19 protein-coding genes are annotated in these 24902 nt (G+C 70.8%); 6 read left to right on the forward strand and 13 right to left on the reverse strand.

The window, feature by feature from the left end; all coding sequences use genetic code 11:
• Positions 1-133 precede the first annotated feature (133 nt).
• Both pssA and ACH47Z_RS20945 read right to left on the reverse strand, forming a co-directional pair.
• A complete protein-coding gene (gene pssA / locus ACH47Z_RS20940) occupies positions 134-955 on the reverse strand; it encodes a CDP-diacylglycerol--serine O-phosphatidyltransferase (RefSeq protein WP_399075890.1) in 822 nt (273 codons plus the stop codon).
• Between the two features lie 22 nt (positions 956-977).
• Complete coding sequence (locus ACH47Z_RS20945; RefSeq protein WP_399075698.1) at positions 978-1634, reverse strand: phosphatidylserine decarboxylase; 657 nt, start codon at positions 1632-1634, stop codon at positions 978-980.
• 2 nt (positions 1635-1636) lie between these two features.
• On the opposite strand from ACH47Z_RS20945, the gene ACH47Z_RS20950 reads away from it, so the two are divergent.
• A complete protein-coding gene (locus ACH47Z_RS20950) occupies positions 1637-1780 on the forward strand; it encodes a hypothetical protein (RefSeq protein ID WP_399075699.1) in 144 nt (47 codons plus the stop codon).
• 36 nt (positions 1781-1816) lie between these two features.
• Here the strand turns inward: ACH47Z_RS20950 and ACH47Z_RS20955 are convergent, their stop codons facing one another.
• The 7 genes from ACH47Z_RS20955 to ACH47Z_RS20985 all read right to left on the reverse strand — a co-directional run bounded on the left by ACH47Z_RS20955 (position 1817) and on the right by ACH47Z_RS20985 (position 11099).
• Positions 1817-3022: an acyl-CoA dehydrogenase family protein gene (locus tag ACH47Z_RS20955; RefSeq protein ID WP_399075701.1), complete on the reverse strand. Its 1206-nt coding sequence runs from the start codon at positions 3020-3022 to the stop codon at positions 1817-1819.
• A gap of 2 nt (positions 3023-3024) precedes the next feature.
• Complete coding sequence (locus ACH47Z_RS20960) at positions 3025-3537, reverse strand: MaoC family dehydratase (protein WP_019757884.1); 513 nt, start codon at positions 3535-3537, stop codon at positions 3025-3027.
• Between the two features lie 5 nt (positions 3538-3542).
• Positions 3543-4505, reverse strand: a complete 963-nt coding sequence (locus tag ACH47Z_RS20965; protein WP_399075703.1) for an HpcH/HpaI aldolase/citrate lyase family protein — start codon at positions 4503-4505, stop codon at positions 3543-3545.
• Positions 4502-6529 (reverse strand): protein meaA, encoded by a 2028-nt coding sequence (locus ACH47Z_RS20970; RefSeq protein WP_399075705.1) that lies wholly within the window; start codon positions 6527-6529, stop codon positions 4502-4504. Before ACH47Z_RS20970 ends, ACH47Z_RS20965 begins: the two co-directional genes overlap by 4 nt.
• Before the next feature lie 16 nt (positions 6530-6545).
• Positions 6546-7883: a crotonyl-CoA carboxylase/reductase gene (gene ccrA / locus ACH47Z_RS20975; protein ID WP_399075892.1), complete on the reverse strand. Its 1338-nt coding sequence runs from the start codon at positions 7881-7883 to the stop codon at positions 6546-6548.
• Between the two features lie 434 nt (positions 7884-8317).
• Positions 8318-9127: a TetR family transcriptional regulator gene (locus tag ACH47Z_RS20980; protein WP_399075707.1), complete on the reverse strand. Its 810-nt coding sequence runs from the start codon at positions 9125-9127 to the stop codon at positions 8318-8320.
• 160 nt (positions 9128-9287) lie between these two features.
• A complete protein-coding gene (locus tag ACH47Z_RS20985; protein WP_399075709.1) occupies positions 9288-11099 on the reverse strand; it encodes a 3-hydroxyacyl-CoA dehydrogenase family protein in 1812 nt (603 codons plus the stop codon).
• Positions 11100-11486: 387 nt separating this feature from the next.
• On the opposite strand from ACH47Z_RS20985, the gene ACH47Z_RS20990 reads away from it, so the two are divergent.
• Positions 11487-12071, forward strand: coding sequence for an adenylosuccinate lyase (locus tag ACH47Z_RS20990; RefSeq protein ID WP_399075711.1), 585 nt, complete (start codon positions 11487-11489; stop codon positions 12069-12071).
• Positions 12072-12098: 27 nt separating this feature from the next.
• Here ACH47Z_RS20990 and ACH47Z_RS20995 read toward each other — a convergent pair whose 3' ends face one another.
• From ACH47Z_RS20995 to ACH47Z_RS21005, 3 genes are all read right to left on the reverse strand, one after another.
• Entirely contained in the window at positions 12099-12497 is a 399-nt protein-coding gene (locus tag ACH47Z_RS20995; protein WP_399075713.1) for a RidA family protein, read from the reverse strand.
• A gap of 130 nt (positions 12498-12627) precedes the next feature.
• Positions 12628-14184: an alpha/beta hydrolase gene (locus ACH47Z_RS21000; protein WP_399075716.1), complete on the reverse strand. Its 1557-nt coding sequence runs from the start codon at positions 14182-14184 to the stop codon at positions 12628-12630.
• Between the two features lie 157 nt (positions 14185-14341).
• Positions 14342-15382 carry an Rv2578c family radical SAM protein gene (locus ACH47Z_RS21005; RefSeq protein ID WP_399075894.1) on the reverse strand — a complete coding sequence of 347 codons (1041 nt, stop codon included), beginning with the start codon at positions 15380-15382 and terminating at the stop codon, positions 14342-14344.
• 148 nt (positions 15383-15530) lie between these two features.
• Between ACH47Z_RS21005 and ACH47Z_RS21010 the strand changes: the two genes are divergently transcribed.
• The 4 genes from ACH47Z_RS21010 (at position 15531) to ACH47Z_RS21025 (ending at position 22080) form a co-directional block, all read left to right on the forward strand.
• Entirely contained in the window at positions 15531-15974 is a 444-nt protein-coding gene (locus ACH47Z_RS21010; protein WP_399075718.1) for an SRPBCC family protein, read from the forward strand.
• 152 nt (positions 15975-16126) lie between these two features.
• The gene (locus ACH47Z_RS21015) at positions 16127-18544 is read left to right on the forward strand and encodes an MFS transporter (protein WP_399075720.1); all 2418 of its coding nucleotides are present in this window, start codon (positions 16127-16129) and stop codon (positions 18542-18544) included.
• A 163-nt stretch (positions 18545-18707) separates the two neighbouring features.
• The gene (locus ACH47Z_RS21020; protein WP_399075722.1) at positions 18708-21173 is read left to right on the forward strand and encodes a SpoIIE family protein phosphatase; all 2466 of its coding nucleotides are present in this window, start codon (positions 18708-18710) and stop codon (positions 21171-21173) included.
• Between the two features lie 187 nt (positions 21174-21360).
• Positions 21361-22080, forward strand: coding sequence for a class I SAM-dependent methyltransferase (locus tag ACH47Z_RS21025; RefSeq protein ID WP_399075725.1), 720 nt, complete (start codon positions 21361-21363; stop codon positions 22078-22080).
• Between the two features lie 94 nt (positions 22081-22174).
• On the opposite strand, the gene ACH47Z_RS21030 is transcribed toward ACH47Z_RS21025, so the two are convergent.
• Positions 22175-24826 carry a WD40/YVTN/BNR-like repeat-containing protein gene (locus tag ACH47Z_RS21030; protein WP_399075728.1) on the reverse strand — a complete coding sequence of 884 codons (2652 nt, stop codon included), beginning with the start codon at positions 24824-24826 and terminating at the stop codon, positions 22175-22177.
• Positions 24827-24902 lie beyond the last annotated feature (76 nt).

The following is a 24902-nucleotide window of genomic DNA, read 5'->3' on the forward strand; positions in this document are numbered from 1 at the left end:
ACCACCGCAACTCGGCGGAGAACAGGCCTAGTTGACTGCTCAACAGGCAATCGGGGCGAGCTCTTGAACGCGAAACGGGTGTGGCCCGAGCTGCTGGGGCTCGGGCCACACCCGTCGGTGCCGGTGCGGAGGGTCAGGGCAGCTGCGCCGCCCGCGCCTCGCGCCGGTTGTCGCGGAAGTTGTTCACCCGGCGGGCCGTGGCGAACAGCGGGATCACCGCGCCCATGACCAGCTGCAGCGCGCAGCCCGTCTGGAGCAGCAGCTGGCCGCTGGGCGCGTCGAAGGCCCAGGCCGCCAGCAGGCCCATGGACAGGACGATCCAGCCGAGCATCGCGCCGGCGAGGCGGCCCCTCGGCTTCGGGTACTCCACGCGGCTCACCATCAGCCACGCCGTGCCCAGGATCGCCAGCAGGGTCGCCACGAAGGGCAGCTCCAGCAGGACGATGGAGACCACCGTCAGCGCGCCGAACGGCGAGGGCATGCCCTGGAACATGCCGTCCTTCATCGTCACGCAGGAGAAGCGGGCGAGTCTGAGTACGACCGCCAGGAGCACCACGATTGCCCCCAGCGCCGCCATCCGCTGGTGTGCGTCGTCGGCGACCATGCCGTAGACGAGGACGAAGTACGCGGGCGCGAGGCCGAAGCTGATCAGGTCGGAGAGGTTGTCCAGTTCCGCGCCCATGGGGGACGAGCGCAGCTTCCGGGCCACCAGTCCGTCGAACAGGTCGAAGACGGCCGCGCAGAGCATCAGGATGACGGCCGTGGCGGCGCTGTGCCGCGCCATGCCCGCGGACGCGTCGTTCCCCGTCAGGTGCGGGATCAGGATGCCGGTGGTGGTGAAGTACACCGCCATGAAGCCGCACGTGGCGTTGCCGAGCGTGAGGGTGTCCGCTATTGAGAGGCGGAGAGAGAGGGGCATCTCCTCTTCTTCGTCCACCTCGTCGGCCTCGGGCACCCAGCCCGCCTGGGTCTCCGGATCAATCACGGTCAATGCGAGTCACCCCAGCCACGGTCTTCTGTCCGACCTCGACCGCGACCTCCACACCCTCGGGCAGGTAGAGGTCGACACGCGAGCCGAAGCGGATCAGACCGATTCGGTCGCCCTGCTCGACCTTCGTACCCTCGGGCACGTAGGGCACGATGCGACGGGCCACCGCGCCGGCGATCTGGATCATCTCGATGTCGCCGAGTTCGGTGTCGAAATGCCAGACTACGCGCTCGTTGTTCTCGCTCTCCTTGTTGAAGGCCGGAACAAAGCCGCCGGGGATGTGTTCGACCGATGTCACCATGCCCGACAGGGGCGCGCGGTTGACGTGGACGTTCAGCGGGCTCATGAAGATCGCGACGCGGGTACGCCCGTCCTTCCACGGCATGATGCTCTGCACCACACCGTCGGCGGGCGAGATGACCCGGCCCGTGGCGATCTCGCGCTCGGGGTCGCGGAAGAACCACAGCATGCCCGCCGCCAGCGCGGTGGCGGGCACGGCGACGGCCTTGGCGGCGCCCGAGCGGCGGGCACGGGCCAGGCTGAGGGCTGCGGTGGCGACGGTCGGGAGAAGCCACGGCGATGCTCCGCGCGCGAGGCGTACGCCGGCCAGGCTGTCTCGATGTGCAGAGGTTTGGCTGTGGGGCATGGATGACCTTCGTAGCGGATGATGCCGCGCAGTTAACGGGGGACGGCGGCTTTCCGGGGATCGTACCGGTCGCGGGCCGCAACTGGGCAAGCCAGGAAGCCGAGTCGGCGGCCGAAGAGCGGCTGAACAACGTCTACGGGGTGTGATCTTCTTCTCGAAGAAAACACCCCATATCCGGACAATCAGCCCTGGAAACGATACTCTTCGAGCAGTCTGCGCCCGATGATCATTTTCTGGATCTCGGCGGTACCTTCACCGATGAGCAGCATCGGCGCCTCGCGGTACAGGCGCTCGATCTCGTACTCCTTGGAGAAGCCGTAGCCGCCGTGGATCCGGAAGGCGTCCTCCACGACCTCCTTGCAGTACTCGGAGGCGAGGTACTTCGCCATCCCGGCCTCCAGGTCGTTGCGTTCCCCGGAGTCCTTCTTGCGTGCCGCGTTGACCATCATCGCATGGGCGGCCTCGACCTTGGTCGCCATCTCCGCCAGTTTGAACTGGATCGCCTGGTGCTGGGCGATCGGCTTGCCGAAGGTGTGCCGCTGCTGGGCGTAACTCACGCCGAGCTCGAAGGCACGCTGGGCGACACCACAGCCACGTGCCGCCACATTCACCCGGCCGACCTCGACGCCGTCCATCATCTGGTAAAAACCGCGGCCGGTGACCCCGCCGAGCACCCGGTCGGCCGGAATCCGCAGGCCGTCCATGATCAGCTCGGTGGTGTCGACGCCCTTGTAGCCCATCTTCTCGATCTTGCCGGGGATCGTCAGCCCCGGACGGACCTCGCCGAAGCCCGGCTCCTTCTCGACCAGGAAGGTCGTCATCGACTTGTGCGGCGCCGTGCCCTCGGGGTGTCCTTCGTCACTCCGGACGAGCACGGCCACCAGCGACGACGTGCCGCCGTTCGTCAGCCACATCTTCTGGCCGTTCAGGACGTACTCGTCGCCGTCCTTCACCGCCTTCGAGGTGATCGCCGACACATCGGAGCCCAGGCCCGGCTCCGACATCGAGAAGGCGCCCCGGATGTCGCCGGCCGCCATCCTCGGCAGGAAGTGGTCCTTCTGCTCCTGCGTGCCGTGCTGCTTGAGCATGTACGCGACGATGAAGTGGGTGTTGATGATGCCGGACACCGACATCCAGCCACGGGCGATCTCCTCCACGCACAGCGCGTAGGTGAGCAGCGACTCGCCCAGGCCCCCGTACTCCTCGGGGATCATCAGGCCGAACAGGCCGAGTTCCTTGAGGCCGTCGACGATCTGCTGCGGGTACTCGTCGCGGTGCTCCAGCTCGGTCGCGACCGGGATGATCTCCTTGTCGACGAAGTCCCGGACGGTGGAGAGGATCTCCTGCTGGACGTCGGTCAGACCGGCGGTCTGGGCGAGACGGGCCATGACTACTTCTCCTGCTGCTTCAGCTCCGGGCGGCCGGGCTGCTCGCCACCGCGCTCCTTGATGTACGTCTCGGTCGGCACCATGACCTTGCGGCGGAAGACACACACCAGGGTGCCGTCCTGCTTGTAGCCCTTGGTCTCGACGTAGACGATCCCGCGGTCGTTCTTCGACTTCGACGGCCACTTGTCGAGCACGGTCGTCTCGCCGTAGATGGTGTCGCCGTGGAAGGTCGGCGCCACGTGCTTGAGCGACTCGATCTCCAGGTTGGCGATCGCCTTGCCGGAGATGTCCGGCACGCTCATGCCGAGCAGCAGGGAGTAGATGTAGTTCCCGACGACGACGTTCTTGCCGAAGTCCGTCGTCTTCTCGGCGTAGTTGGTGTCCATGTGGAGCGGGTGGTGGTTCATGGTGAGGAGACAGAACAGATGGTCGTCGTACTCCGTGACCGTCTTGCCCGGCCAGTGCTTGTACGTCGCCCCGACCTCGAACTCCTCGTACGTGCGTCCGAACTGCATCGCGCTCAGGCCTCCGGGATCTCGAACTTCGACGTGCGCTGCATGCCGGCGGCCCGGCCCTTGCCGGAGATGACCAGGGCCATCTTGCGGCTGGCCTCGTCGATCATCTCGTCGCCGAGCATCGCGGAGCCCTTCTTGCCGCCCGCCTCGGACGTGTAGTAGTCGTACGCGTCCAGGATCAGCTCGGCGTGGTCGTAGTCCTCCTGGGAGGGCGAGAAGATCTCGTTGGACGCCTCGACCTGGCCCGGGTGCAGCACCCACTTGCCGTCGAAGCCGAGCGCGGCGGCGCGCTGGGCGACCTCGCGGTAGCCGTCGATGTTGCGGATCTGCAGGTAGGGGCCGTCGATCGCCTGGAGGTTGTTGGCGCGGGCGGCCATCAGGATCTTCATCAGGATGTAGTGGTAGGCGTCCGCCGGGTAGCCGGGCGGCTGCTCGCCCACGACCAGCGACTTCATGTTGATCGACGCCATGAAGTCGGCCGGGCCGAAGATGATCGTCTCGACGCGCGGGGAGGCTTGCGCGATCTCGTTGACGTTGTTGAGGCCCTGCGCGTTCTCGATCTGCGCCTCGATGCCGATCTTGCCGACCTCGAAGCCCATCGTCTTCTCGATCTGGGTGAGCAGGAGGTCCAGGGCGACGACCTGCTCGGCCGTCTGCACCTTCGGCAGCATGATGCAGTCGAGGTTCTGGCCGGCCCCCTCGACGACCGTGACGACATCGCGGTACGTCCACTCGGTCGTCCAGTCGTTGACACGCACGACCCGCGTCTTGCCCGTCCAGTCGCCCTCGTTGAGGAACTTGACGATGGTGTGCCGCGCCTCGGGCTTGGCGAGCGGCGCGCACGCGTCCTCCAGGTCCAGGAAGACCTGGTCGGCCGGGAGACCCTGCGCCTTCTCCAGGAAGCGCGGGTTCGAACCGGGTACTGCCAGGCACGAGCGCCGCGGGCGGAGACGGTTGACGGTCGTCATGCGGGGACCTCCAGGGGGTCGAGCTTGTTCGCTGTCCGGATCTCGTCGACGATGCGGCCGATGATTCCGGTGATGTCGAAGTCCTTCGGGGTGAACACCGCGGCCACGCCAGCGGCCCTGAGCTGTTCGGCGTCACCGTTCGGGATGATGCCACCTGCGATCACGGGTATATCTGTGGCACCGGCCACACGCAGCCGCTGGAGTACGTCCGGCACCAGCTGGGCGTGCGAGCCGGACAGGATCGACAGACCGACCGCGTGCACGTCCTCGGCGAGGGCCGCGTCCACGATCTGCTCGGGCGTCAGCCGGATGCCCTGGTAGACCACCTCGAACCCGGCGTCACGGGCGCGTACGGCGATCTGCTCGGCGCCGTTGGAGTGCCCGTCCAGGCCCGGCTTGCCGACCAGGAAGCGCAGCTTGCCGACGCCCAGCTCGCGGGCGGTGGCCTCCACCCGGGCGCGCACGTCCGCGAGCGCCGAGCCGGCCTCGGCGGGAACCGCGACCGGCGCCGAGGAGACCCCGGTGGGCGCCCGGTACTCGCCGAACACCTCGCGCAGGGCGCCCGCCCACTCGCCGGTCGTGACCCCGGCCCGGGCGCACTCCAGCGTGGCCTCCATCAGGTTCTGGGTGCCCTTGGCGGCCTCCTTCAGCCGCTCCAGCGCCTTGCAGGGGCGCGGGTGGTTGAAGGGCGGCTGGTAGCGCGTGTCGCGCCAGTTCCGGAGCGAGGCGATGACGCGGGCCTCGACCGCCGGGTCGACCGTCTGGATCGCGGTGTCCAGGTCGGCGGTCAGCGGGTTCGGCTCGGTGCCCTCGAAGGCGTTGACCCCGACGATCTTCTCCTCGCCGGACTCGATCCGCGCGCGCCGCTCGGCGTGCGAGGAGACCAGCTGCGACTTCAGGTAGCCGGACTCGACGGCGGCCATCGCGCCGCCCATCTCCTGGATCCGGTCGATCTCCGCGAAGGAGTCGGCGACCAGCTGTTCCACCTTCGCCTCGATCACCTTCGAGCCCTCGAAGATGTCCTCGTACTCCAGCAGGTCGCTCTCGTAGGCGAGCACCTGCTGGATGCGCAGGCTCCACTGCTGGTCCCAGGGCCGGGGCAGCCCGAGGGCCTCGTTCCAGGCCGGCAGCTGTACGGCACGCGCGCGTGCGTCCTTCGACAGCGTCACCGCCAGCATCTCCAGCACGATCCGCTGGACGTTGTTCTCCGGCTGCGCCTCGGTCAGGCCGAGCGAGTTGACCTGGACGCCGTAGCGGAACCGGCGCTGCGTGGGGTCCTCGATGCCGTACCGCTCGCGGGTGACCTTGTCCCAGATGCGGCCGAACGCCCGCATCTTGCACATCTCCTCGACGAAGCGGACGCCCGCGTTGACGAAGAAGGAGATGCGGGCGACCACATCACCCATACGCTCCTGCGGCACCTGGCCGGAGTCCCGGACGGCGTCCAGGACCGCGATCGCCGTGGACATCGCGTACGCGATCTCCTGGACCGGAGTGGCGCCCGCCTCCTGCAGGTGGTAGCTGCAGATGTTGATCGGGTTCCACTTCGGGAGGTGGGAGACCGTGTACGCGATCATGTCCGTCGTCAGCCGGAGGCTCGGTCCCGGAGGGAACACATGGGTGCCCCGGGACAGGTACTCCTTGACGATGTCGTTCTGGGTCGTGCCCTGGAGCCTGGTGATGTCCGCGCCCTGCTCCTCCGCGACGACCTGGTAGAGCGCCAGCAGCCACATGGCGGTGGCGTTGATCGTCATCGAGGTGTTCATCTGCTCCAGCGGGATGTCCTGGAACAGCCGGCGCATGTCACCGAGGTGCGAGACGGGCACGCCGACCCGGCCGACCTCGCCGCGGGCGAGGATGTGGTCGGGGTCGTAGCCGGTCTGCGTCGGCAGGTCGAACGCCACCGACAGACCGGTCTGGCCCTTGGCGAGATTGCGCCGGTACAGCTCGTTGGACGCCTCGGCCGTGGAGTGACCGGCGTACGTGCGCATCAGCCACGGCCGGTCCTTCTGACGCTCAGTCATCTATGGCCTCGTGTCCTCAGATGTTGCGGAAGCGGTTGATGGCGTCGATGTGCTGGGCGCGCATCTCCACGTCGCGCACACCCAGGCCCTCCTCGGGCGCGAGGCACAGCACGCCGACCTTGCCCTGGTGCAGGTTGCGGTGGACGTCGTAGGCCGCCTGACCGGTCTCCTCGAGGGCGTACACCTTCGACAGGGTCGGATGGATCTTCCCCTTGGAGACGAGGCGGTTGGCCTCCCAGGCCTCGCGGTAGTTGGCGAAGTGCGAGCCGATGATCCGCTTCAGGGACATCCACAGGTAGCGGTTGTCGTACTCGTGGTTGTACCCGGAGGTCGAGGCGCAGGTGACGATCGTGCCGCCCTTGCGGGTGACGTAGACCGAGGCACCGAAGGTCTCGCGGCCGGGGTGCTCGAAGACGATGTCGACGTCCTCGCCGCCGGTGAGTTCCCGGATGCGCTTGCCGAAGCGCTTCCACTCCCTGGGGTCCTGGGTGTGCTCGTCCTTCCAGAACCGGTAGTCCTCGGCGTTGCGGTCGATGATCAGCTCGGCGCCCATCCTCCGGCAGATCTCGGCCTTCTGCTCGCTGGAGACCACACAGATCGGGGTGGCGCCGCCGGCGAGTGCGAACTGGGTGGCGTACGAGCCGAGTCCGCCGCTCGCGCCCCAGATCAGCACGTTGTCGCCCTGCTTCATCTGGGCGCCGTTGCGGGAGACCAGCTGGCGGTAGGCGGTGGAGTTGACCAGGCCCGGGGCCGCGGCCTCCTCCCAGCTGAGGTGGGCCGGCTTCGGCATCAGCTGGTTGGACTTGACCAGCGCGATCTCGGCGAGACCGCCGAAGTTGGTCTCGAAGCCCCAGATGCGCTGCTCGGGGTCGAGCATCGTGTCGTTGTGCCCGTCGCTCGACTCCAGCTCGACGGAGAGGCAGTGCGCGACGACCTCGTCGCCGGGCTTCCAGGCGTTGACACCGGGACCGGTGCGCAGGACGACGCCCGCGAGGTCGGAGCCGATGATGTGGTACGGCAGGTCGTGGCGGCGGGTCAGCTCGCTGACCTTGCCGTAGCGCTCCAGGAAGCCGAACGTCGGCATCGGCTCGAAGATCGAGGTCCACACCGAGTTGTAGTTGACCGAGGAGGCCATGACGGCCACCAGGGCCTCGCCCGGGCCGAGTTCGGGCACGGGCACGTCGTCGAGGTGGAGCGACTTGCGCGGGTCCTTGTCGCGGGTGGTGAGGCCCGCGAACATCTCCTGTTCGTCCTTGTGCACGGTGATCGCGCGGTACGACTCGGGGAGCGGCAGGGCGGCGAAGTCGGCGGACGTGGCGTCCTGCGACTGGATCGCGTCCAGGATGTCCTTCACGGTCACGGTGTTGCCTCCGGCGGTGTGCGCCCCCTTGAGGGGAGGGGGCGCTGAGGGTTCGTCGGTGCTGAGATGAGTGCTGCTGAGGGTTTTGAGGGGTGCCGTCGGTTCGGCTCGGTGGTGCTTCGGCAGCGCTTTGTGGCGCGGGAGGTTGCCTGTGACGCAGGCGTCCGGGCGCGGTCAGCCATCGGCTTGCGGGGACAGCCGGCGAGCGAACGGTCTCTGCTCGCCGGCCGCCCGGACATCTTCAACGTATGACACCGCGTGTCAGGTCGCAAGGCACTGAGTGCCAGAACAAGCCCTCAGATGAAATCTTTACGTAACAAATGAGCGATGATCGATCGAACGGGGCTTGAAATCCACTCGAAAACGGGCCCTGACATGGCAAAACGGCCACCCCGTAGGGTGGCCGTCATCACAGCGTGAGAGCGGGGTCAGCGCTCCTTCAGAGCCTGCTCGATGGTCCGCATGACCTCCTCCAGCGGGGCGTCGGTGCGGGCGACGGTCACCAGAATCTCGCCCTGGGCGGACGTCGATGCCGCCGGCGGCCTCGCCGGCGCGGTGCGGCCCGCCCCGATCCCGGTACCGAACGTCTTCCGTACGATCGCGAAGGCGTGGTCGAGCTGTGCCTCGACGTCGCCCTGGCCGCCCGCCCGCAGCCAGCGCCGCAGCACGTGGTTGTGGGCGGTGACGACGGCGGAGGCGGCCACCTCGGCCAGCAGCGGGTCGTCGCCCACGTCGTCGGCGTGCGCGTGCTCGTCGAAGTGGCCGAGGAGATAGCGGGTGAACAGGCGCTCGTAGCGGGCCACCGAGGCGATCTCGGCCTCGCGCAGGGTGGGCACCTCGCGGGTGAGCTTGTAGCGGGCGACCGAGATCTCCGGCCGGCCCGCGTACATCTTCATGACTTCCTTGATGCCGCGGCACACGGTGTCGAGCGGGTGCTCGTGCGCGGGGGCGGCGTTGAGGACCGCCTCGGCCCGGACCAGCGTGTCGTCGTGGTCCGGGAAGATCGCCTCTTCCTTGGAGCGGAAGTGGCGGAAGAAGGTGCGGCGGGCGACTCCGGCGGCGGCCGCGATCTCGTCGACGGTGGTCGCCTCGTACCCCTTGGTCGCGAACAGCTCCATGGCTGCGGCCGCCAGTTCTCGGCGCATCTTGAGCCGCTGGGCGGCGGCGCGACTGCCTGCGGCACTTTCCGGCGCGTCGGGCGTAGCTGGTGTACGTGAGGACTTGGCGGGCTGGGACATGACCCGAACGTACTGCATGTGCGCAGCTCTTTGCGCAGGTGTGGGGGTTTCCCCGCCCCGGAGGGACGGGGGACCGCCTGCCCGGGCGGGGAGGGAATGCGCAGCGGGATCGAGCAGTCCGCCCCAGTCCGTCTCCGCGTGGGACCAGTCGCCGACGCCCTCAGCGGCGGGCATACTCGCGGAAGCCGCGGCCCGTCTTGCGGCCGAGGCAGCCCGCCGCCACCAGGTGCTCCAGCAGCGGCGCCGGGGCGAGACCCGGGTCGCGGAACTCGCGGTGCAGGACCTTCTCGATGGCCAGCGAGACGTCCAGGCCGACGACGTCCAGCAGCTCGAAGGGGCCCATCGGGTAGCCGCCGCCGAGCTTCATCGCCGCGTCGATGTCGTCCAGGGACGCGTAGTGCTCCTCGACCATCTTGATCGCGTTGTTGAGGTACGGGAACAGCAGCGCGTTCACGATGAAGCCGGCCCGGTCGCCGCAGTCCACCGCGTGCTTCTTGATCTTCGCGCAGACCTCGCGGACGGTCGCGTGGACGTCGTCGGCCGTCAGCACGGTCCGCACGACCTCGACCAGCTTCATCGCCGGCGCCGGGTTGAAGAAGTGCATGCCGATCACGTCCTGCGGGCGCGAGGTGGCGCGGGCGCAGGCGACGACGGGCAGCGAGGAGGTGGTGGTGGCGAGGACCGCGCCGGGCTTGCAGATTTTGTCCAGTGTGCCGAACAGCTGCTGCTTGACCTCCAGGTCCTCGGCGATCGCCTCGACGGCCAGGTCGACGTCGGCGAACGCGTCGTAGGACCCGGCCGGGACGATCCGGTCCAGCACCTCGGCGGCGGCCTCCGCGGTCAGCCGGGCCTTGTCGACCGAGCGTGCGAGCGACTTGCCGATCCGGGCCTTGGCGGCCTGCGCCTTCTCCTCGCTGCGGGCGGCCAGCACGACGTCGTAGCCCGCCTTGGCGAACACCTCGGCGATGCCGGAGGCCATGGTGCCGGAGCCGGCGACGCCGACGGAGCGGACTTCGCGGCCGGGGGTCCCGGTGCCGGCGGCGTCGGGGGTCAGGGCGTCGGCGACGACCGTGGCGCTGCCCGGCGCCTCGTAGGTGTAGAAGCCCCGCCCGGACTTGCGGCCGGTCAGGCCCGCCTCGCTGAGCTGCTTGAGGATCGGGGCGGGTGCGTGCAGCCGGTCGCGGGTCTCGGCGTACATGGCCTCCAGGACGGTGCGCGCGGTGTCGATGCCGATCAGGTCCAGCAGCGCGAGCGGGCCCATCGGCAGACCGCAGCCGAGCCGCATCGCCGCGTCGATGTCCTCGCGGGAGGCGTAGCGGGCCTCGTACATCGCGGCGGCCTGGTTGAGGTAGCCGAACAGCAGGCCGTCGGCGACGAAACCGGGGCGGTCGCCGACCGCGACCGGCTCCTTGCCCAGCTCGAGCGCGAGGTCGGTGACCGCGGCGACGGCCCCCGGCGCGGTCAGCACCGAGGAGACGACCTCGACCAGCTTCATCGCGGGCGCCGGGTTGAAGAAGTGCAGGCCCAGCACCCGCTCGGGGCGGGCCGAGTCGGCGGCGAGCCGGGTCACGGACAGGGCGTTGGTGCCGGTGGCGAGGATCGTGTCGGGGCGGACGATGCCGTCCAGCTCGCGGAGGATCCGGTGCTTGATCTCGTACGACTCCGGGGCCACCTCGAGGACGAGGTCGGCGTCGGCCGCCGCCGCGAGGTCGGTGCCGGTGCGCAGCCGGGCGAGGGCGTCGGCGCGCTCGGACTCGGTGAGCCGGCCGCGCTCCACGGCGCGGGCGGTGGAGGCCTCCAGGGCGGCGACGCACCGCGCGGCCTGGGCCTCGCCGACGTCGATGCCGATCACCTCGCGGCCGGCCTGCACGAGGACCTCGGTGATGCCGGTGCCCATGGTGCCGAGGCCGACGACGGCGATCGTCTTGAGCGTGGACGGGGTGCCGGACTGGGGGGACAGGGGAGTGGCCATCGCGGGACTCCTGGAATGAGGGTGACGACGAGGAACGCGCCGGGTGCGCCGAAGGGCGCACCACGGAGCGGAAAGGAGTGCGGGTGTTGCCGGGCTGCGAGCGCACACGCCCGGTGCTGCCAGTGCCACGGGCGCGCACAACGCCCGTACGAACGGCAGGGAATCGACCGGCCCTGTCCCGGAGCCGGGTCGTACAGCGGTACGAGCCGTACCGAACTGATGGTTGCTCGCGACGGCCGCGTCACCAAACCGTCGCCAGCGAGGATGCGAGTGGGTAACTCGCTCGTCTGAGCTTAACCCGCGGGTAACGAGCGCGCTAGAGGAGCGCTCGAATCCGACTTTGTGATGTAGCTCCCCCTGGTCTCGCCACCGCCTACGCTGGACTTCGTGGACGAAGAGTTGCGATCGCTCACGGAGCGCTTACGGCAGGAGTCGCACGGCTCGGCGGCGTTCGAGCGGCTGCTGGCGACCGAGGACCACGACGAACTCGCGGAGGTGCTCAGCGCGCCCGGACAGCCCCTGTGGGCCAGAGAGCTGGCCGCGCTCCGCCTCGGCCGTGCGGGTGACCGGCGTGCCTTCGAGTCCCTGGTGCTGCTCCTGAACCACCGCGACCCCCCGCGCTGCGCCTCCGCCGCCGCAGCCCTGGCCCGCCTCGGCGACCCCCGCACGGCCCGCGCGGCGGCGGCCCTCGCCACCAACGAACTGCGCGTCGCCTACGCCCTGCATCCGGTACGGCTCCTGACCGCCCTGCGCGCCCCCGAGTCCGTGCCCGCGCTGATCACCACCCTGGAACGCCGCCTCAGTCCCCACGACCCCTACCGCAAGGTCGCCCTCGCCTGTGTGGAGGGCCTCGGCACCCTCGGCGACCCCCGCGCCCGCCGTGTCCTGAACGAGGCCCTGGCCCACCCCGCCCTCGCGGAGGCGGCGGTGCACGCCCTGACCCGCATCCCCCAGCAGAAGGAAGCCAGATGACACCGGCTCAGCACATGCCTGGTGCGCTCACCCGTCCACCACCGCGAGCGCCTCGACCTCCATGAGGAACTCCGGCCCCACCAGCCCGGCCACCCGCACCGCGGACGACGCCGGCAGCCGGTCGTCGGGTATGTGCTCGGCACGGGCCGCGCGGATGGCGGGCAGGTGGGCCGTGTCCGTCACGAAGTACGTCAACTTGACGACGTGCTCGAACCCGGCACCGGCGGCGGCCAGACACCGCCTCAGATTCTCGAACACCTGCCGAGCCTGCGCCGCGGGATCCCCGGCACCGACCAGCTCCCCCTTCTCGTCGAGGGGGAGCTGGCCGGAGACGACGACGAGTCGGCCGGTGGCTGTGACGACATGGCTGTACTGGGCGGCGGGGGCGACGCCGTCGGGGGCGGGAATACGGATCGGTTCACTCATGACTCCATGGTGACAGCGCCCCGATGGGGCGCGGGGCTGTATCGATATGCGGCTCCGCCGCGTGGGTGCGACAAGCCACGGCGCTGCCGCAGACGCACGACGGCACATCCCGGCACGTCCGTAGGCGCGTCTACCGACGAAATCCAAGCAACCCGTGCAGCGCAGCCCCCCGCGAAGAAGTGGACGCCGCCTTCGCAGCCAACGGCTCGGGATCGGGGGACTTCGCACACACCGCGTCGGCCACACCGGCGGAGCCACGAGGTACCCGCCCGTCCGCCAGGTACGCACTCAGATACCGGTCCAGGCACGCGTTGCCGCTCAGCGTGATCCCATGGTTCCCGCCACCCTCCTCGACCACGAGGCTGGAACGGGCGAGCAGTCGGTGCACGGTGACCCCGCCCGGATAGGGCGTCGCCGCGTCGTCGGTGGCCTGGAAGAGCAGCGTCGGCGGCAGCTTGGCGTTGGCGACGTTCACCGGCTCGCGCCGCGCCCCCGGCCAGTAGACGCACGGCGCGTTGTACCAGGCGTTGTTCCAGGCGAAGAACGGCGCCTTGCGGTACACCTCCCAGGTGTCCGCCCGCCACCGGTTCCAGGAGCCGGGCCAGGCGGTGTCCCGGCACTGCACCGCCGAGTAGACGCTGTAGCCGTTGTCGCCCTTGTGGCCGACGGCGCCGAAGTTCTCGTACGCCTCCACCAGCGGCTCGGTGTTCCCCTCGCGCACGTACGACGCGAACGCCTCGGCGAGATAGGGCCAGTAGCCGTTGTAGTAGCCGCCGGGGACGAAGGTGTCCTCCAGCTCGGCGGCGCCGACCTTGCCGGCGGCCGGCTTCTTCGCCAGCGCCGCCCGCATCGCGTACCACGTGGCCTCGATCTTCCCGGGGTCCCTGCCGAGGTGGTACGTGGAGTCGTGCCGGGCGATCCAGGTCATCAGGGCGCGGTGGCGGTCGTTGAAGGCGTAGTCCTGGCCGAGGTTGTCCGCGTACCAGACCCCGGCCGGGTCGACCACCGAGTCCAGTACGAGACGGCGGACCCGTTCGGGGAAAAGCTTGGCGTAGACCGCGCCGAGGTAGGTGCCGTAGGAGTAGCCGAAGTACGTGATCCGCGGGGCGCCGAGGGCCGCGCGGACGGCGTCCATGTCGCGTGCGGCGCTGACGGTGTCGATGTACGGCAGCACGTCGGCGTGCCTGCGGCCGCAGGCGGCGGCGAAGGACCTCGCGCGCGTGAGGTTCGCCTTTTCCACTGCCGCCGTCGCGGGCACGGTGTCGGGGCGCACCGCCTTGAAGTGGCCGGGCGCACAGTCCAGAGCCGGGGCCGACCTGCCGACGCCGCGCGGGTCGAAGCCGATGACGTCGTACTGGGCGGCGACGCTCCTCGGCAGCGCGGAGGCGACGAACCCGGCGAGGGTGAGGCCGCTGCCGCCCGGGCCGCCCGGGTTGACCAGCAGCGGGCCCTGGAACGTGGTCGCCGTGTGCGGGACGCGGGACAGGGCGAGCGTGATCTGCCGGCCCGCCGGGTTCGCGTGGTCCAGCGGCACCTTCAGGGACGCGCACTGCAGCGTCGGGTAGTCGCCGGTGCCGCACGTCGTCCAGCCGAGCGGGGCCGAGGGGGCGGCCTGCGCGGGCAGGGCGGTGACCGAGCCCGCCACCACGGCGGCGGCAGCGCACAGCACGGCTGCGCGTGTTCTCATGGGTCCTCCCGGGACGGACGCGGAGGGATCGGCGGACCGCGAGGATCACGGCCCTCGCCGCATCGTCCCGGGACCGGGGCCCTGGAGAACGCGCTGCGCCCGGAGTTGACCCGATTGGGCCCGCGCGATGCCCTCGAACGTCCTCACCCGGACGCCGTCACATGAGAGTGAGCTGGGTCGGTTCTTCCACCTGCTCCGGCTCGTCCGGGGCCGCCGGGCGGATACGGCGGGCCAGCCCCGCGCGCGTGGGTCCGATGCCGTACTCCTGTGCCAGCTCGTGCACCTGACGGGTGATCCGGCGCTGGTACCACGTGGGCGCGTAGGCGCCCGCCGCGTACAGCCGCTCGTAGCGCCGCACCAGGTGCGGATGGTGCCGGGCGAGCCAGGCCATGAACCACTCCCGGGCGCCCGGGCGCAGGTGCAGCGTCAGCGGGGTCACCGAGGTCGCCCCGGCCGCCGCGATCGCCCGTACCGTGGCCCGCAGCTGGTCGGGGTGGTCGCTCAGGAACGGGATGACCGGCGCCATCAGCACCCCGCAGCCGATGCCGTGCTCGCCGAGGGTGCGGACGACGTCCAGCCGGCGCTCGGGCGCGGGGGTGCCCGGCTCCACCGTGCGCCACAGCCCGTCGTCGAGGAAGCCGACCGAGACCGAGATGCCGACGTCCGTCACCTCGGCCGCCCGCACCAGCAGGTCCAGGTCGCGCAGGATGAGCGTGCCCTTGGTGAGGACCGAGAACGGGTTCGCGTGCTCGGTGAGGGCGGAGATGATGCCCGGCATCAGCCGGTAGCGGCCCTCGGCCCGCTGGTAGCAGTCGACGTTGGTGCCCATCGCGACGTGCTCGCCCTGCCAGCGGGGGGAGGCGAGCTGGCGGCGCAGCACCTCGGGCGCGTTGACCTTGACCACGATCTGGGTGTCGAAGCCGAGGCCCGTGTCGAGGTCCAGATAGCTGTGGGTCTTCCTGGCGAAGCAGTACACGCACGCGTGCGTGCAGCCGCGGTAGGGATTGACGGTCCATTCGAACGGCATGCGCGAGGCGCCCGGCACCCGGTTCAGCACCGAGCGCGACCGGACCTCGTGGAAGGTGATTCCCCGGAACTCGGGCGTGTCGAAGGTGCGGATCGTGACCGCGTCCGCGCCGAACAGTGCGGGTTCGGCCCGGCCGTGTTCGCTCCGCTCCGTGAGGTTCTCCCAGCGCATGACGCCTCCTCGGTAGTACTGCCGCAGAGAATAGAACATCTGTTCCCATGATCGTGCGACCTGTGTTGACGCCCCCCGATTTGGGGCGCCGGGCGCCGGGGTGGTTGGCTTGGTCCCATCCCGAGAAACCAGGTCCTGGAGGAACGCAATGGCGCAGGTCGAGGCCACTACGGAGCGGGTCGTCGCGGCGGACGCGGAGAAGGTGTTCGACGCCCTCGCCGACTACCGCGGCACGCGGCAGAAGCTGCTGCCCGAGCACTTCAGCGAGTACGAGGTCCGCGAGGGCGGCGACGGCGAGGGCACCCTCGTCCACTGGAAGCTCCAGGCCACCAGCAAGCGGGTCCGCGACTGCCTGCTGGAGGTCAGCGAGCCCACCGACGGCGAGCTGGTCGAGAAGGACCGCAACTCCTCCATGGTCACCACCTGGCGCGTCACCCCCGCCGGCGAGGGCAGGTCCCGGGTCGTCGTCACCACCACCTGGACCGGCGCCGGCGGCATCGGCGGCTTCTTCGAGAAGACGTTCGCCCCCAAGGGCCTCGGCCGGATCTACGACGCCCTGCTCGCCAACCTCGCCGCCGAGGTCGAGAAGTAGGACCAAAGTCCAGCCGGTGAAGGGGGGTTGGCCCCTTCACCGGTTCGAGTGGATCTCCTCGTTGTCCGGAACGATGCCGTAACTCGCCGCAGTTGTTCACAGTTGACGCCTTACGCGGGACATGTGATCAGGTGTGACGAGGGGAGCGGTACGTGGGCGGGACGACTCTGGTGACACACGAGCCGGTCGCGGCACCGGCCGAGGGGGAGCGGGCCACCGCGCGGGGGGACACCGCCGTACCGTCGCCACCGCCCGGACCGGCGCCTCAACTCGGCGCACGCCGCGTGCGGTTGGTCTTCCTCGGGCTGATGCTCGCCCTGCTCCTCGCGGCGCTCGACCAGATGATCGTCGCCACCGCCCTGCCGAAGATCGTCGGCGAACTGCACGGCCTGGACCGGATGAGCTGGGCGATCACCGCCTATCTGCTCACCTCCACCATCGGCCTGCCGCTGTACGGCAAACTCGGCGACCTCGTCGGCCGCAAGGGCGTCTTCCAGTTCGCCATCGCCGTCTTCGTCCTCGGCTCCGCGCTGGCCGGCCGGGCCCAGTCCATGGACCAGCTGATCGCCTTCCGCGCGGTCCAGGGCGTCGGCGCCGGCGGGCTCATGATCGGCGTGCAGGCGATCATCGCCGACATCGTGCCGCCCCGCCAACGCGGCCGCTACATGGGCCTGATCGGCGCCGCCTTCGGCCTCGCCTCCGTCGCGGGCCCGCTGCTCGGCGGCTACTTCACCGACCATCTCTCCTGGCGCTATTGCTTCTACGTCAACGTCCCCTTCGGCCTGGTCACCCTCGCCGTGGTCACCGTCGTCCTGAAACTGCCGAAACCCGCCACCCGCGGCCGCCTCGACATCCTCGGCGCGCTGCTCCTCGCCACCGCCTCCACCTGCCTGGTGCTGCTGACCAGCTGGGGCGGCACCGACTACGCGTGGGGCTCACGGCAGATCCTCGGCCTCGGCGCGGGCGCCCTCGCCGCCACGGTCCTCTTCCTCGTCGCCGAGCGCTTCGCCGCCGAACCCCTCATCCCGCTCCGGCTGTTCCGCGACTCCGTCTTCAACGTCAGCGGCCTGGTCGGCCTGGTCATCGGCGTCGCCCTGTTCGGCGCCGCCAGCTATCTGCCGACCTTCCTGCAGATGGTCGACGGTGCCAGCGCCACCGAGTCCGGGCTGCTGATGCTGCCCATGATGGCCGGGATCGTCGGCGCCTCGATCATCGGCGGCCAGCTCATCAGCCGCACCGGCCGCTACAAGGTCTTCCCCGTGCTCGGCAGCGCCGTCTCCGTCGCCGGCATGTGGCTGCTGTCCCGCCTCGAGACCGACACGCCCCGGCTGCACTACAGCATCTGGATGGCCGTCCTCGGCGCCGGCATCGGCCTGGTGATGCCCGTCCTCGTCCTCGCCGTGCAGAACTCCGTACGGCCCTCCGACCTCGGCGCCGCCACCAGCGCCAACAACTACTTCCGGCAGATCGGCGGCAGCGTCGGCGCCGCGATCTTCGGCACCCTCTTTGCCGACCGGCTCACCTCCGCGCTGCGCAGGGAACTGCCCCCGCGCGCGGGTGCCCGGCTGCCCGACGCGGACTCCATCACCCCGCAAGCGGTGCACGCCCTGTCGCCGGCCCTGCGCGACGCCTACATCCGCGCCTACGCCGACGCGATGCCCCGGATCTTCCTCTACCTCGTCCCGGTGCTCGTCGCAGGCCTGCTCATCGCCTTCTTCCTCAAGGAGAAACCCCTGGTGTCCCACCCCACCGCCGAGACCGAGCACGAGACCGTGAACCCCCCCATTCCACAGGCCCGTTCGCCCTACGCCGCCGGCATCCCCGTCTGCGGCACCGTGCAGCACCCCGACGGCACCGTGGTGCCCCGCGCCGCCCTCACCCTCATCAACGTCACCGGCCAGCAGATCGGCCGGGGCGCCAGCGGCGAGGACGGGCGGTACGCGCTCAGCACGCCCGGCTCCGGGTCGTACGTGCTCATCGCCTCCGCGGGCGGCCACCAGCCGCAGGCCGTCTCCGTCACCGTCGGCGAACGGCCCGTCGAGCTCGACGTCGTCCTCGGCGGCGCCGGACGCCTCGCCGGCAGCGTCCGCACCGCCGACGGCAGCCCCGTACGGGACGCCACCGTCACCCTCACCAACGTGCACGGCGAGGTCGTCGCCGCCACCCGCAGCGGCCGCGAGGGCGGCTACGTCATCACCGAACTCGTCGCCGGCGAGTACACCCTGGCCGCCAGCGCCCCCGCCTTCCGGCCCGCCGCCCTCCCGGTCACCGTGCAGGCCTCCCGGGAGACCCGGCAGGACGTCGAACTCGCGGGCGGCGCCGTGCTGAAGGGCACCGTCCGGGCGAACGGCGGCCGGCCCGTGGAGGACGCGCGCGTGACGCTCCTCGACGCCGCCGGCAACGTCGTCGACACCCTCACCACCGGAGCGGACGGAACGTTCCGGTTCGTCGACCTGTCCTCCGGCGAGTACACCGTCATCGCCGCCGGCTACCCGCCGGTCGCGACCGTGCTCCAGGTCGCGGGCGGCGGCCGCACCGAACGCGACCTGCAGCTCGGCCACGAGGACTGACGGAGGGGGCAGGGGGCGCTCGCGGGCCGCTGAGCTGCGCGCGGGTGGGATCCGGCGAGGTCAATTCCAGGATTGCCACACATCGCGACCGGCCGCCGCCGTACGGTAGTGGCAGGCTTGACAGATCGTTTGCGAACAGCCGCGGGGAGAAAGGGCCTGGGCCATGGATTTCGGCGACGACCGTGGCAGCACGCGGGACACACCTCCCGGCCACGGCGCGGGTGACGCCGCCGCGGGCCGCATTCCGCTGGCCGTGGTCGTCGTCGACCGCACCGGCCTCGTGTCCCACTGGAGCAGCGGAGCACGGCGGTTGTTCGGCGCCGGACGCGAGGACGCCGTAGGACGGCCCGCCGCCGATCTGCTGCCGGTCTCTGGCGCCCTCCCCGAGGAAGCGCACGACGCGGCGATGCCCGACGCGTACACGCGCTACGACGGGCCCGGCCCCGACCTGGAGGCCTCGCTCGACGGGCACACCGGCTACGCCACCGCCGGCCGCGCCCGCCTCGCCGCACACGGCGATCCCGAGGGCGGGGAGCGGCTCGACGTGCTGTGGTGGGCCTACCCGCTGGTCGGCCCCGGTCCGTCCCGGCTGCTCGTGCTCGCCGCCGACGCCGGCCGGCTGCGCGACGAACGCGGCTACGACGACGAGACCGCCGAGCGCATCTCGCCCGGCTTCGCCCGGCACACCGAACTGCCCGCCTCCGACGAGCTGGAGCGGCGGCTGCCCGAGATCCTGCCCAACATGGGCCCGGGACTCAGCTCCCGCATCGTCGCCCAGGTCCTCGAACTGGGCTATCCGGTCCTGGAGTTCAGCCAGTCCGAGCGGGTGCCCGTCACCCCGTACTGGGGCGTGCCCCGCCGCCCGGGCCGCCGCCGTGCCGAGCCCGTCGTACCGCAGCAGCGGTCCGCGTCCGTCCTGGTCCCGGCCGGCGCCGAGGAGGACCTGGAGTACGCCGCGGTGCGCGAGCGGCTGGAGTTCCTCAACGAGGTCAGCTCCCGCATCGGCTCCTCCCTCGACCTCGGTGAGACCATCCGCGAGGTCACCAGCGCCGCCGTGCCCCGGTTCGCCGACTTCGCCGGCACCCATCTGCGCGCCGCCGTCCTCGCCGGGGAGGGTTTCCCCGACGGCCCGCCCGACGCCAGCACCGTGATGTTCCGCGTCTGGGTCGAGCACAACGACGAACCCGGCCGCTGGGACGACACCGTGCCCGTCGGCGAGGCCTTCGCCTTCCCCGAGCACACGCCGTTCTACAAGTGCATGGTCACCGGTGAGCCGGTGCTCATCCCGAGGGTCACCGAGGAGCTGTCCGAGCGAATCTCCGGCGAGTTCGAGAAGCGCGACCTCAGGCCCCTCATCGGCGGCCGCTCGCTGCTGATCGTGCCGCTCAAGGCCCGCAACGTCGTCCTCGGCTTCATGGTGCTGATGCGCCGCCCCGACCGGCCCGCGTTCGACGACATGGACCGCACCACCGGCGCCGAACTCGCCGCCCGCGCCGGGCTCGTGCTCGACAACGCGCGCATGTACACGTACCAGGAGAACGTCGCCGACACCCTCCAGGACAGCATGCTGCCGCAGGTCACCCCGCGGATGGCCGGCTGTGACGTGGCGACCCGCTATCTGCCCGGCACCCGGCTCGGCAGGATCGGCGGCGACTGGTTCGACACCATCAAACTGCCCGGCTCGCGCACCGCCCTCGTCGTCGGCGACGTCATGGGTCACGGCCTCAACTCGGCCGCGATGATGGGCCAGTTGCGCACCGCCGTCCAGACCATGGCCGCGATGGAGACCCCGCCGGCCCAGCTCCTGCGCAACCTCGACGACCTGGCCCGGCGCCTCGGCGACACCTACCTCGCCACCTGTCTGTACGCGGTCTACGACCCGATCCGCGGCGAACTGCACCTCGCCAACGCCGGCCACATCCCGCCGGTCCTGGTGCGCGCCGAGGACGGCAGCAGCGAACTCCTCGACCTGCCCACCGGTGCCCCCGTCGGCGTCGGCGGCGTCGCCTTCGAGTCCGTCCGGGTCAGGGTCGCGCCCGGCGACCGGCTGGTGCTGTGCACCGACGGCCTGGTCGAGGTCCGCGGCTCCGACATCGGCGAGGGACTGGCCGCGCTGTGCGAGTCCGCCGCGCACCCCGCCGCCTCCATGGACGACGCCTGCGACACCATCATCCGCGCCCTCAACACCCACGGCGGCCGCAAGGACGACGTCGCCCTGCTCATGGCCCGCCTCAACGGCATCCCCGGCGACCACGTCGCCGAATGGCGGCTCGACCCCGACCCGCGCGAGGTCGCCCGGGCCCGCCGCCTGGTCCGCGCCCAGCTCCTCGCCTGGGGCCTGCCGCAGGCGGTGGAGACCGCCGAACTGCTGGTCAGCGAGGTCGTCACCAACGCCGTACGGCACGCCGGGAGCGAGCCGGTCGACCTGCGCGTGGTCCGCGCCGACGCCCTGCTCTTCGAGGTCACCGACGACGAACCCGCCCTGCCCGCGATGCTCGGCGCCGGCCCCCACGACGAGTCGGGCCGCGGGCTGCGCGTGGTCAGCCGACTGGCCCGGGAGTGGGGCGCCACGGCGAGCGGGCACCGCAAGACGGTCTGGTTCGAACAGGCCGTCGGCGCGAGGGGATGAGCGGGCGCGGTGTACGACGGTGAGCCGGGGGGCTTACGGGTGTGAGCGGGGGCGTGCGCCCTGGTCCTGCGCGCCCCTGATCCGTCCGGGCGGGCCCGTACATCTCGTGAAGGTGGGCACCATCCCCTTGCCCCGCTCCGGACGCCCGCGATATCCCGATCACGGAACCGAACCGTGGGGAGAGCGCATGAACGTCTCGGACAACTACCGCGACGCCTGGGAAAGTTACTGGAAAGAGACCTCCGACGAGGCGGGCGAGGCGATCTGGGACTGCGATCCCTCCCTCTCCGCCGAGCCGCACAGCGCCCTGCTGCTGCCCCACGCCGACCCGGGGCGCACCATGGTCGACCTCGGCTGCGGCAACGGCACCACGACCCGCTACCTGGCCACCCGGTTCGCGCGCGCCGTCGGCGTCGACCTCTCGCACGCCGCCGTCGAGCACGCCCGCCGCGCCACGACCGACGACACCGTGGAGTTCGAGCAGCTCGACCTCACCGACGCCGACGCCGTCCGCGCCCTGCACCACCGGCTCGGCGACGCCCACGTCTACATGCGGGCCGTCATCCACCAGAGTGAACCGGAGGCGCGGCCCGCGGTCGCCGCCGCCGTCGCCGAGATCATCGGCAGCGAGGGGCGCGCCTTCGTCGTGGAACTCACCTCCGGCTCCCGGGACGTGCTGCGCCGCGCCGCGTCCCAGCCCAGTGGCCCGGGGCCCAAGCTCCAGCGCGTCTTCCAGCACGGGCTCAAGCCCGCCGACGCCGACGACGAGGAGATCCCCCGCCTGCTCGAGGCGGCCGGTCTGACGGTCCTCGCCGAGGGCGGGACGACCCTGCCGCAGACCGAGTACCTCACCGACGGCACCCGCATCGACCTGCCGGCCCACTGGTTCGTCCTCGCCGCGAAGTGAGCCACTGAGGGCCGCCCGGGCTGAGGCCCCCGGACGCTGAGGAGCGGTCCGGGGGCCTCGGTGCCGTCCCCCCGGTAATGCCGGGGGCGTGGCGTTACGGCGTGGGTGTCTTCCAGATGCCGCGGCCGTGTGTGGCCACGTAGACCTGGCCGCCGTCCGGGCTCGGCGAGAGGTAGACCGCCGGCGAGGTGGGCAGGTTGGTGCCCAGGCGCGCCCAGTGGCCCGCCGAGGTGCTGGTGAACACGCCCAGGTCGGTGGCGACCACGAGGGTGCCGTTCCTGGTGATCAGCGCCGCGTTGGCCGGGGCGTCCGGGAAGGAGTCCGATGCCGCGGGGTCACCGCTGACGTCCGTCCAGGTCGTGCCGCCGTCGGTGGTCTTCCAGACGTGGCCGTAGCCGGCGCCGGGGCCCTCGTTCCAGTGCCGCGAGAAGCCGTTGACGACCGCGTAGACCGTCCTGCCGGAGGCGTCGGACGGGTCGATGGCCAGAGAGGAGATGTAGCGGTTGGGGAAGGCGGCGGGCAGGCTCACCTGGTGCCAGCTGCCGCCGTAGTTGGTGGCGATGCCGCGCCCGAAGGTGCCGTCGACCTTCGAGCAGGGTCCGCACCAGGCCGCCCACGTCACGTGGTCGCGGCTGGCGACCGCCGAGGCGGAGTGGCCGGCGCCCAGGTCGTACAGCTTGGTCCAGTCGGCGCCGGAGGTGCTGTTCCAGGTCCTGGTGTTGCCCCAGACGTACTGGCCGCCCGCGACCCACAGGCCGTTCGGGTCGGTCTCGTCCGCGCTGAAGGGGGCGATGAAGCGGGCGCCGGGGTCGCCGGGAGCGATGTCGGTGATGACGTCCTCGGAGCCGTCGTCGCTCGCGGTGTAGCCGCAGTTGTTCGTGATCTGCAGCGCCAGGTCGACGTACTCGCCGACCGTCTGGCAGCCGTTGTCCGGGTTGACCAACTGGTCGCCGCCGTCACCGCCGTACGGGGAGACCATCTCGCCGTCCGGGTTGAGCTGCTGCCCCTGGTCGGTGGCGCCCTTGGGCGCGAGCAGCGAGACGCCGTTGTCCTGCAGACCGCCCCAGACGGCCTCGCCGCTGCCGTCGGTCATCTTCCCCGCGCGCACCGAGTAGTACTGGAGGTCGCGCAGGGTGCCGGACTCGTTGAGGTTGCGCCAGCCGGCGGTGGTCTGCGTGGTGGGACGGGCGTAGGCGCCGCCGTCGTTGCCGACGAACACCTCCGGCGTGCCGCCCTTCCACTGGGAGAAGGCGAGGGCGTGCTGGTCGGAGTGCATCACGTCGCCGTCGCAGGAGTTCGCGGCCGGCTCGTACGAGAAGCACGGCATGCCGAAGTTCCAGTAGCGGCCGATCGCCTTCCAGGTGGCGCCGCCGTCCCGGGACTCGAACATCTCCTCGAGGCCCAGGTAGACGTGCTTCGGGTCGCTCGGGTCGACCGCGATGACCTGGTCGTACCAGGCCTGGGAGCCGGGCTGGTAGCCGGAGCCGATCTCGTTGATCTTCATCGCGGAGCCGGACGCCGACAGCGACGAGGAGGTCGCGATCTGCTGGAACGAGCCGCTGGCGTTGCCGCTCGGGCTGACGTACACGCCGGCGAGCACCGAGTACACGCCGGAGCCGGACGTCTTGTTGAGGAGTTTGGGGGACTCCATCGAGACGTACAGCCTGCTGCCGTCGGCCGCGTAGGCGAAAGCGGCGTTTCCGATCTCGGCGGGGTTGATCGCGCCGGTTGGGTTGGCGCGCTTCCAGGTGGTGCCCGCGTCGTCGGAGTAGTAGAAGCCGTTGTAGTCGGCGCCGCTGCGCCAGGCCACGTTGGCCAGCAGCTTCTTGCCGTCGCTGCCGGGCTGTACGGCGATGTCGTTGGCGATGTCCGCGTAGTGGCTGTCCACCCCGCAGCCCACGCCGCTGATGCCGATGCCCGCGCAGGGGGCGAGGACCTTCGTCCAGGCGGTGGACTGCCCGGCCGACAGCGGACGCCGGAAGACGCCGTGCGAGGAGGCCGCGAAGACGTAACCGGCGGCCTTGTCGAAGGTCAGGGTGTGGATCGAGCTGCTGTCCAGCTCGGTGCCGCCCACCTTGTCGCTCTCGCTGAAGCTGCCGCTGACCGGGTCGGCGAGACGGTAGACACCGCTGCCGAGGTAGTTGTCGGAGGCGGTGGTGGCCTCGCCGGTGGCCAGCCACAGCGAGCCGTCGGGCGCGACCGTGAGGGCGCCCACGGACAGGGCGGGCAGCCGGTCGGCGATCGGCGTCCAGGTCCTGCCGTCGTCGGTGGAGCGGAACACACCGCCGCCGGCGGCACCCGCGTAGACCACGCCCTGGTGGGTGGGGTCGGTGGCCAGAGCGGCGATACGGCCGGCCGAGTGGCCCGCACCGGCACCGGAGTTGGAGGCCGAGCGGTCGCGGTAGTGCAGCGCGTCCTCGTTGTACGGGGAGGTGGTGACCTCCGTCCAACTGCCGGACGTGACCGGCATGTTCTTGATGTGCGCCCAGGCGCCGGCGTACGCGCCCGCCGCGATCTGGCCGCTGGGGGAGAGCCTTGGCTCGTTGAACGCGTCGAGGGACTCCATCAGTTCACGGGACGCCTCGCCCGCCACGTCATGGCGGCTGTGATCCGTGACGCTCGCCCCGTAGGCGGCGACCGGTCCGGTCCCCGCTATCAGGAGTGTGGCGGCGACGACGGCGAGTGCCGCTCTGCCGCCGCTCTCCGCCCCGCGGCGCGGTCTGCGCCGTGCGGAATACACACGCATGGACTGTCTCCGGCTTCTTCGGCGTCAGTCGCGGCCGCCCCTACGGCCGCACTTGATCTCCTGCTGCCGAGCGCCG

It is taken from the genome of Streptomyces sp. NPDC020192 (genome assembly GCF_044388685.1).
Taxonomy (GTDB): Bacteria; Actinomycetota; Actinomycetes; order Streptomycetales; family Streptomycetaceae; genus Streptomyces.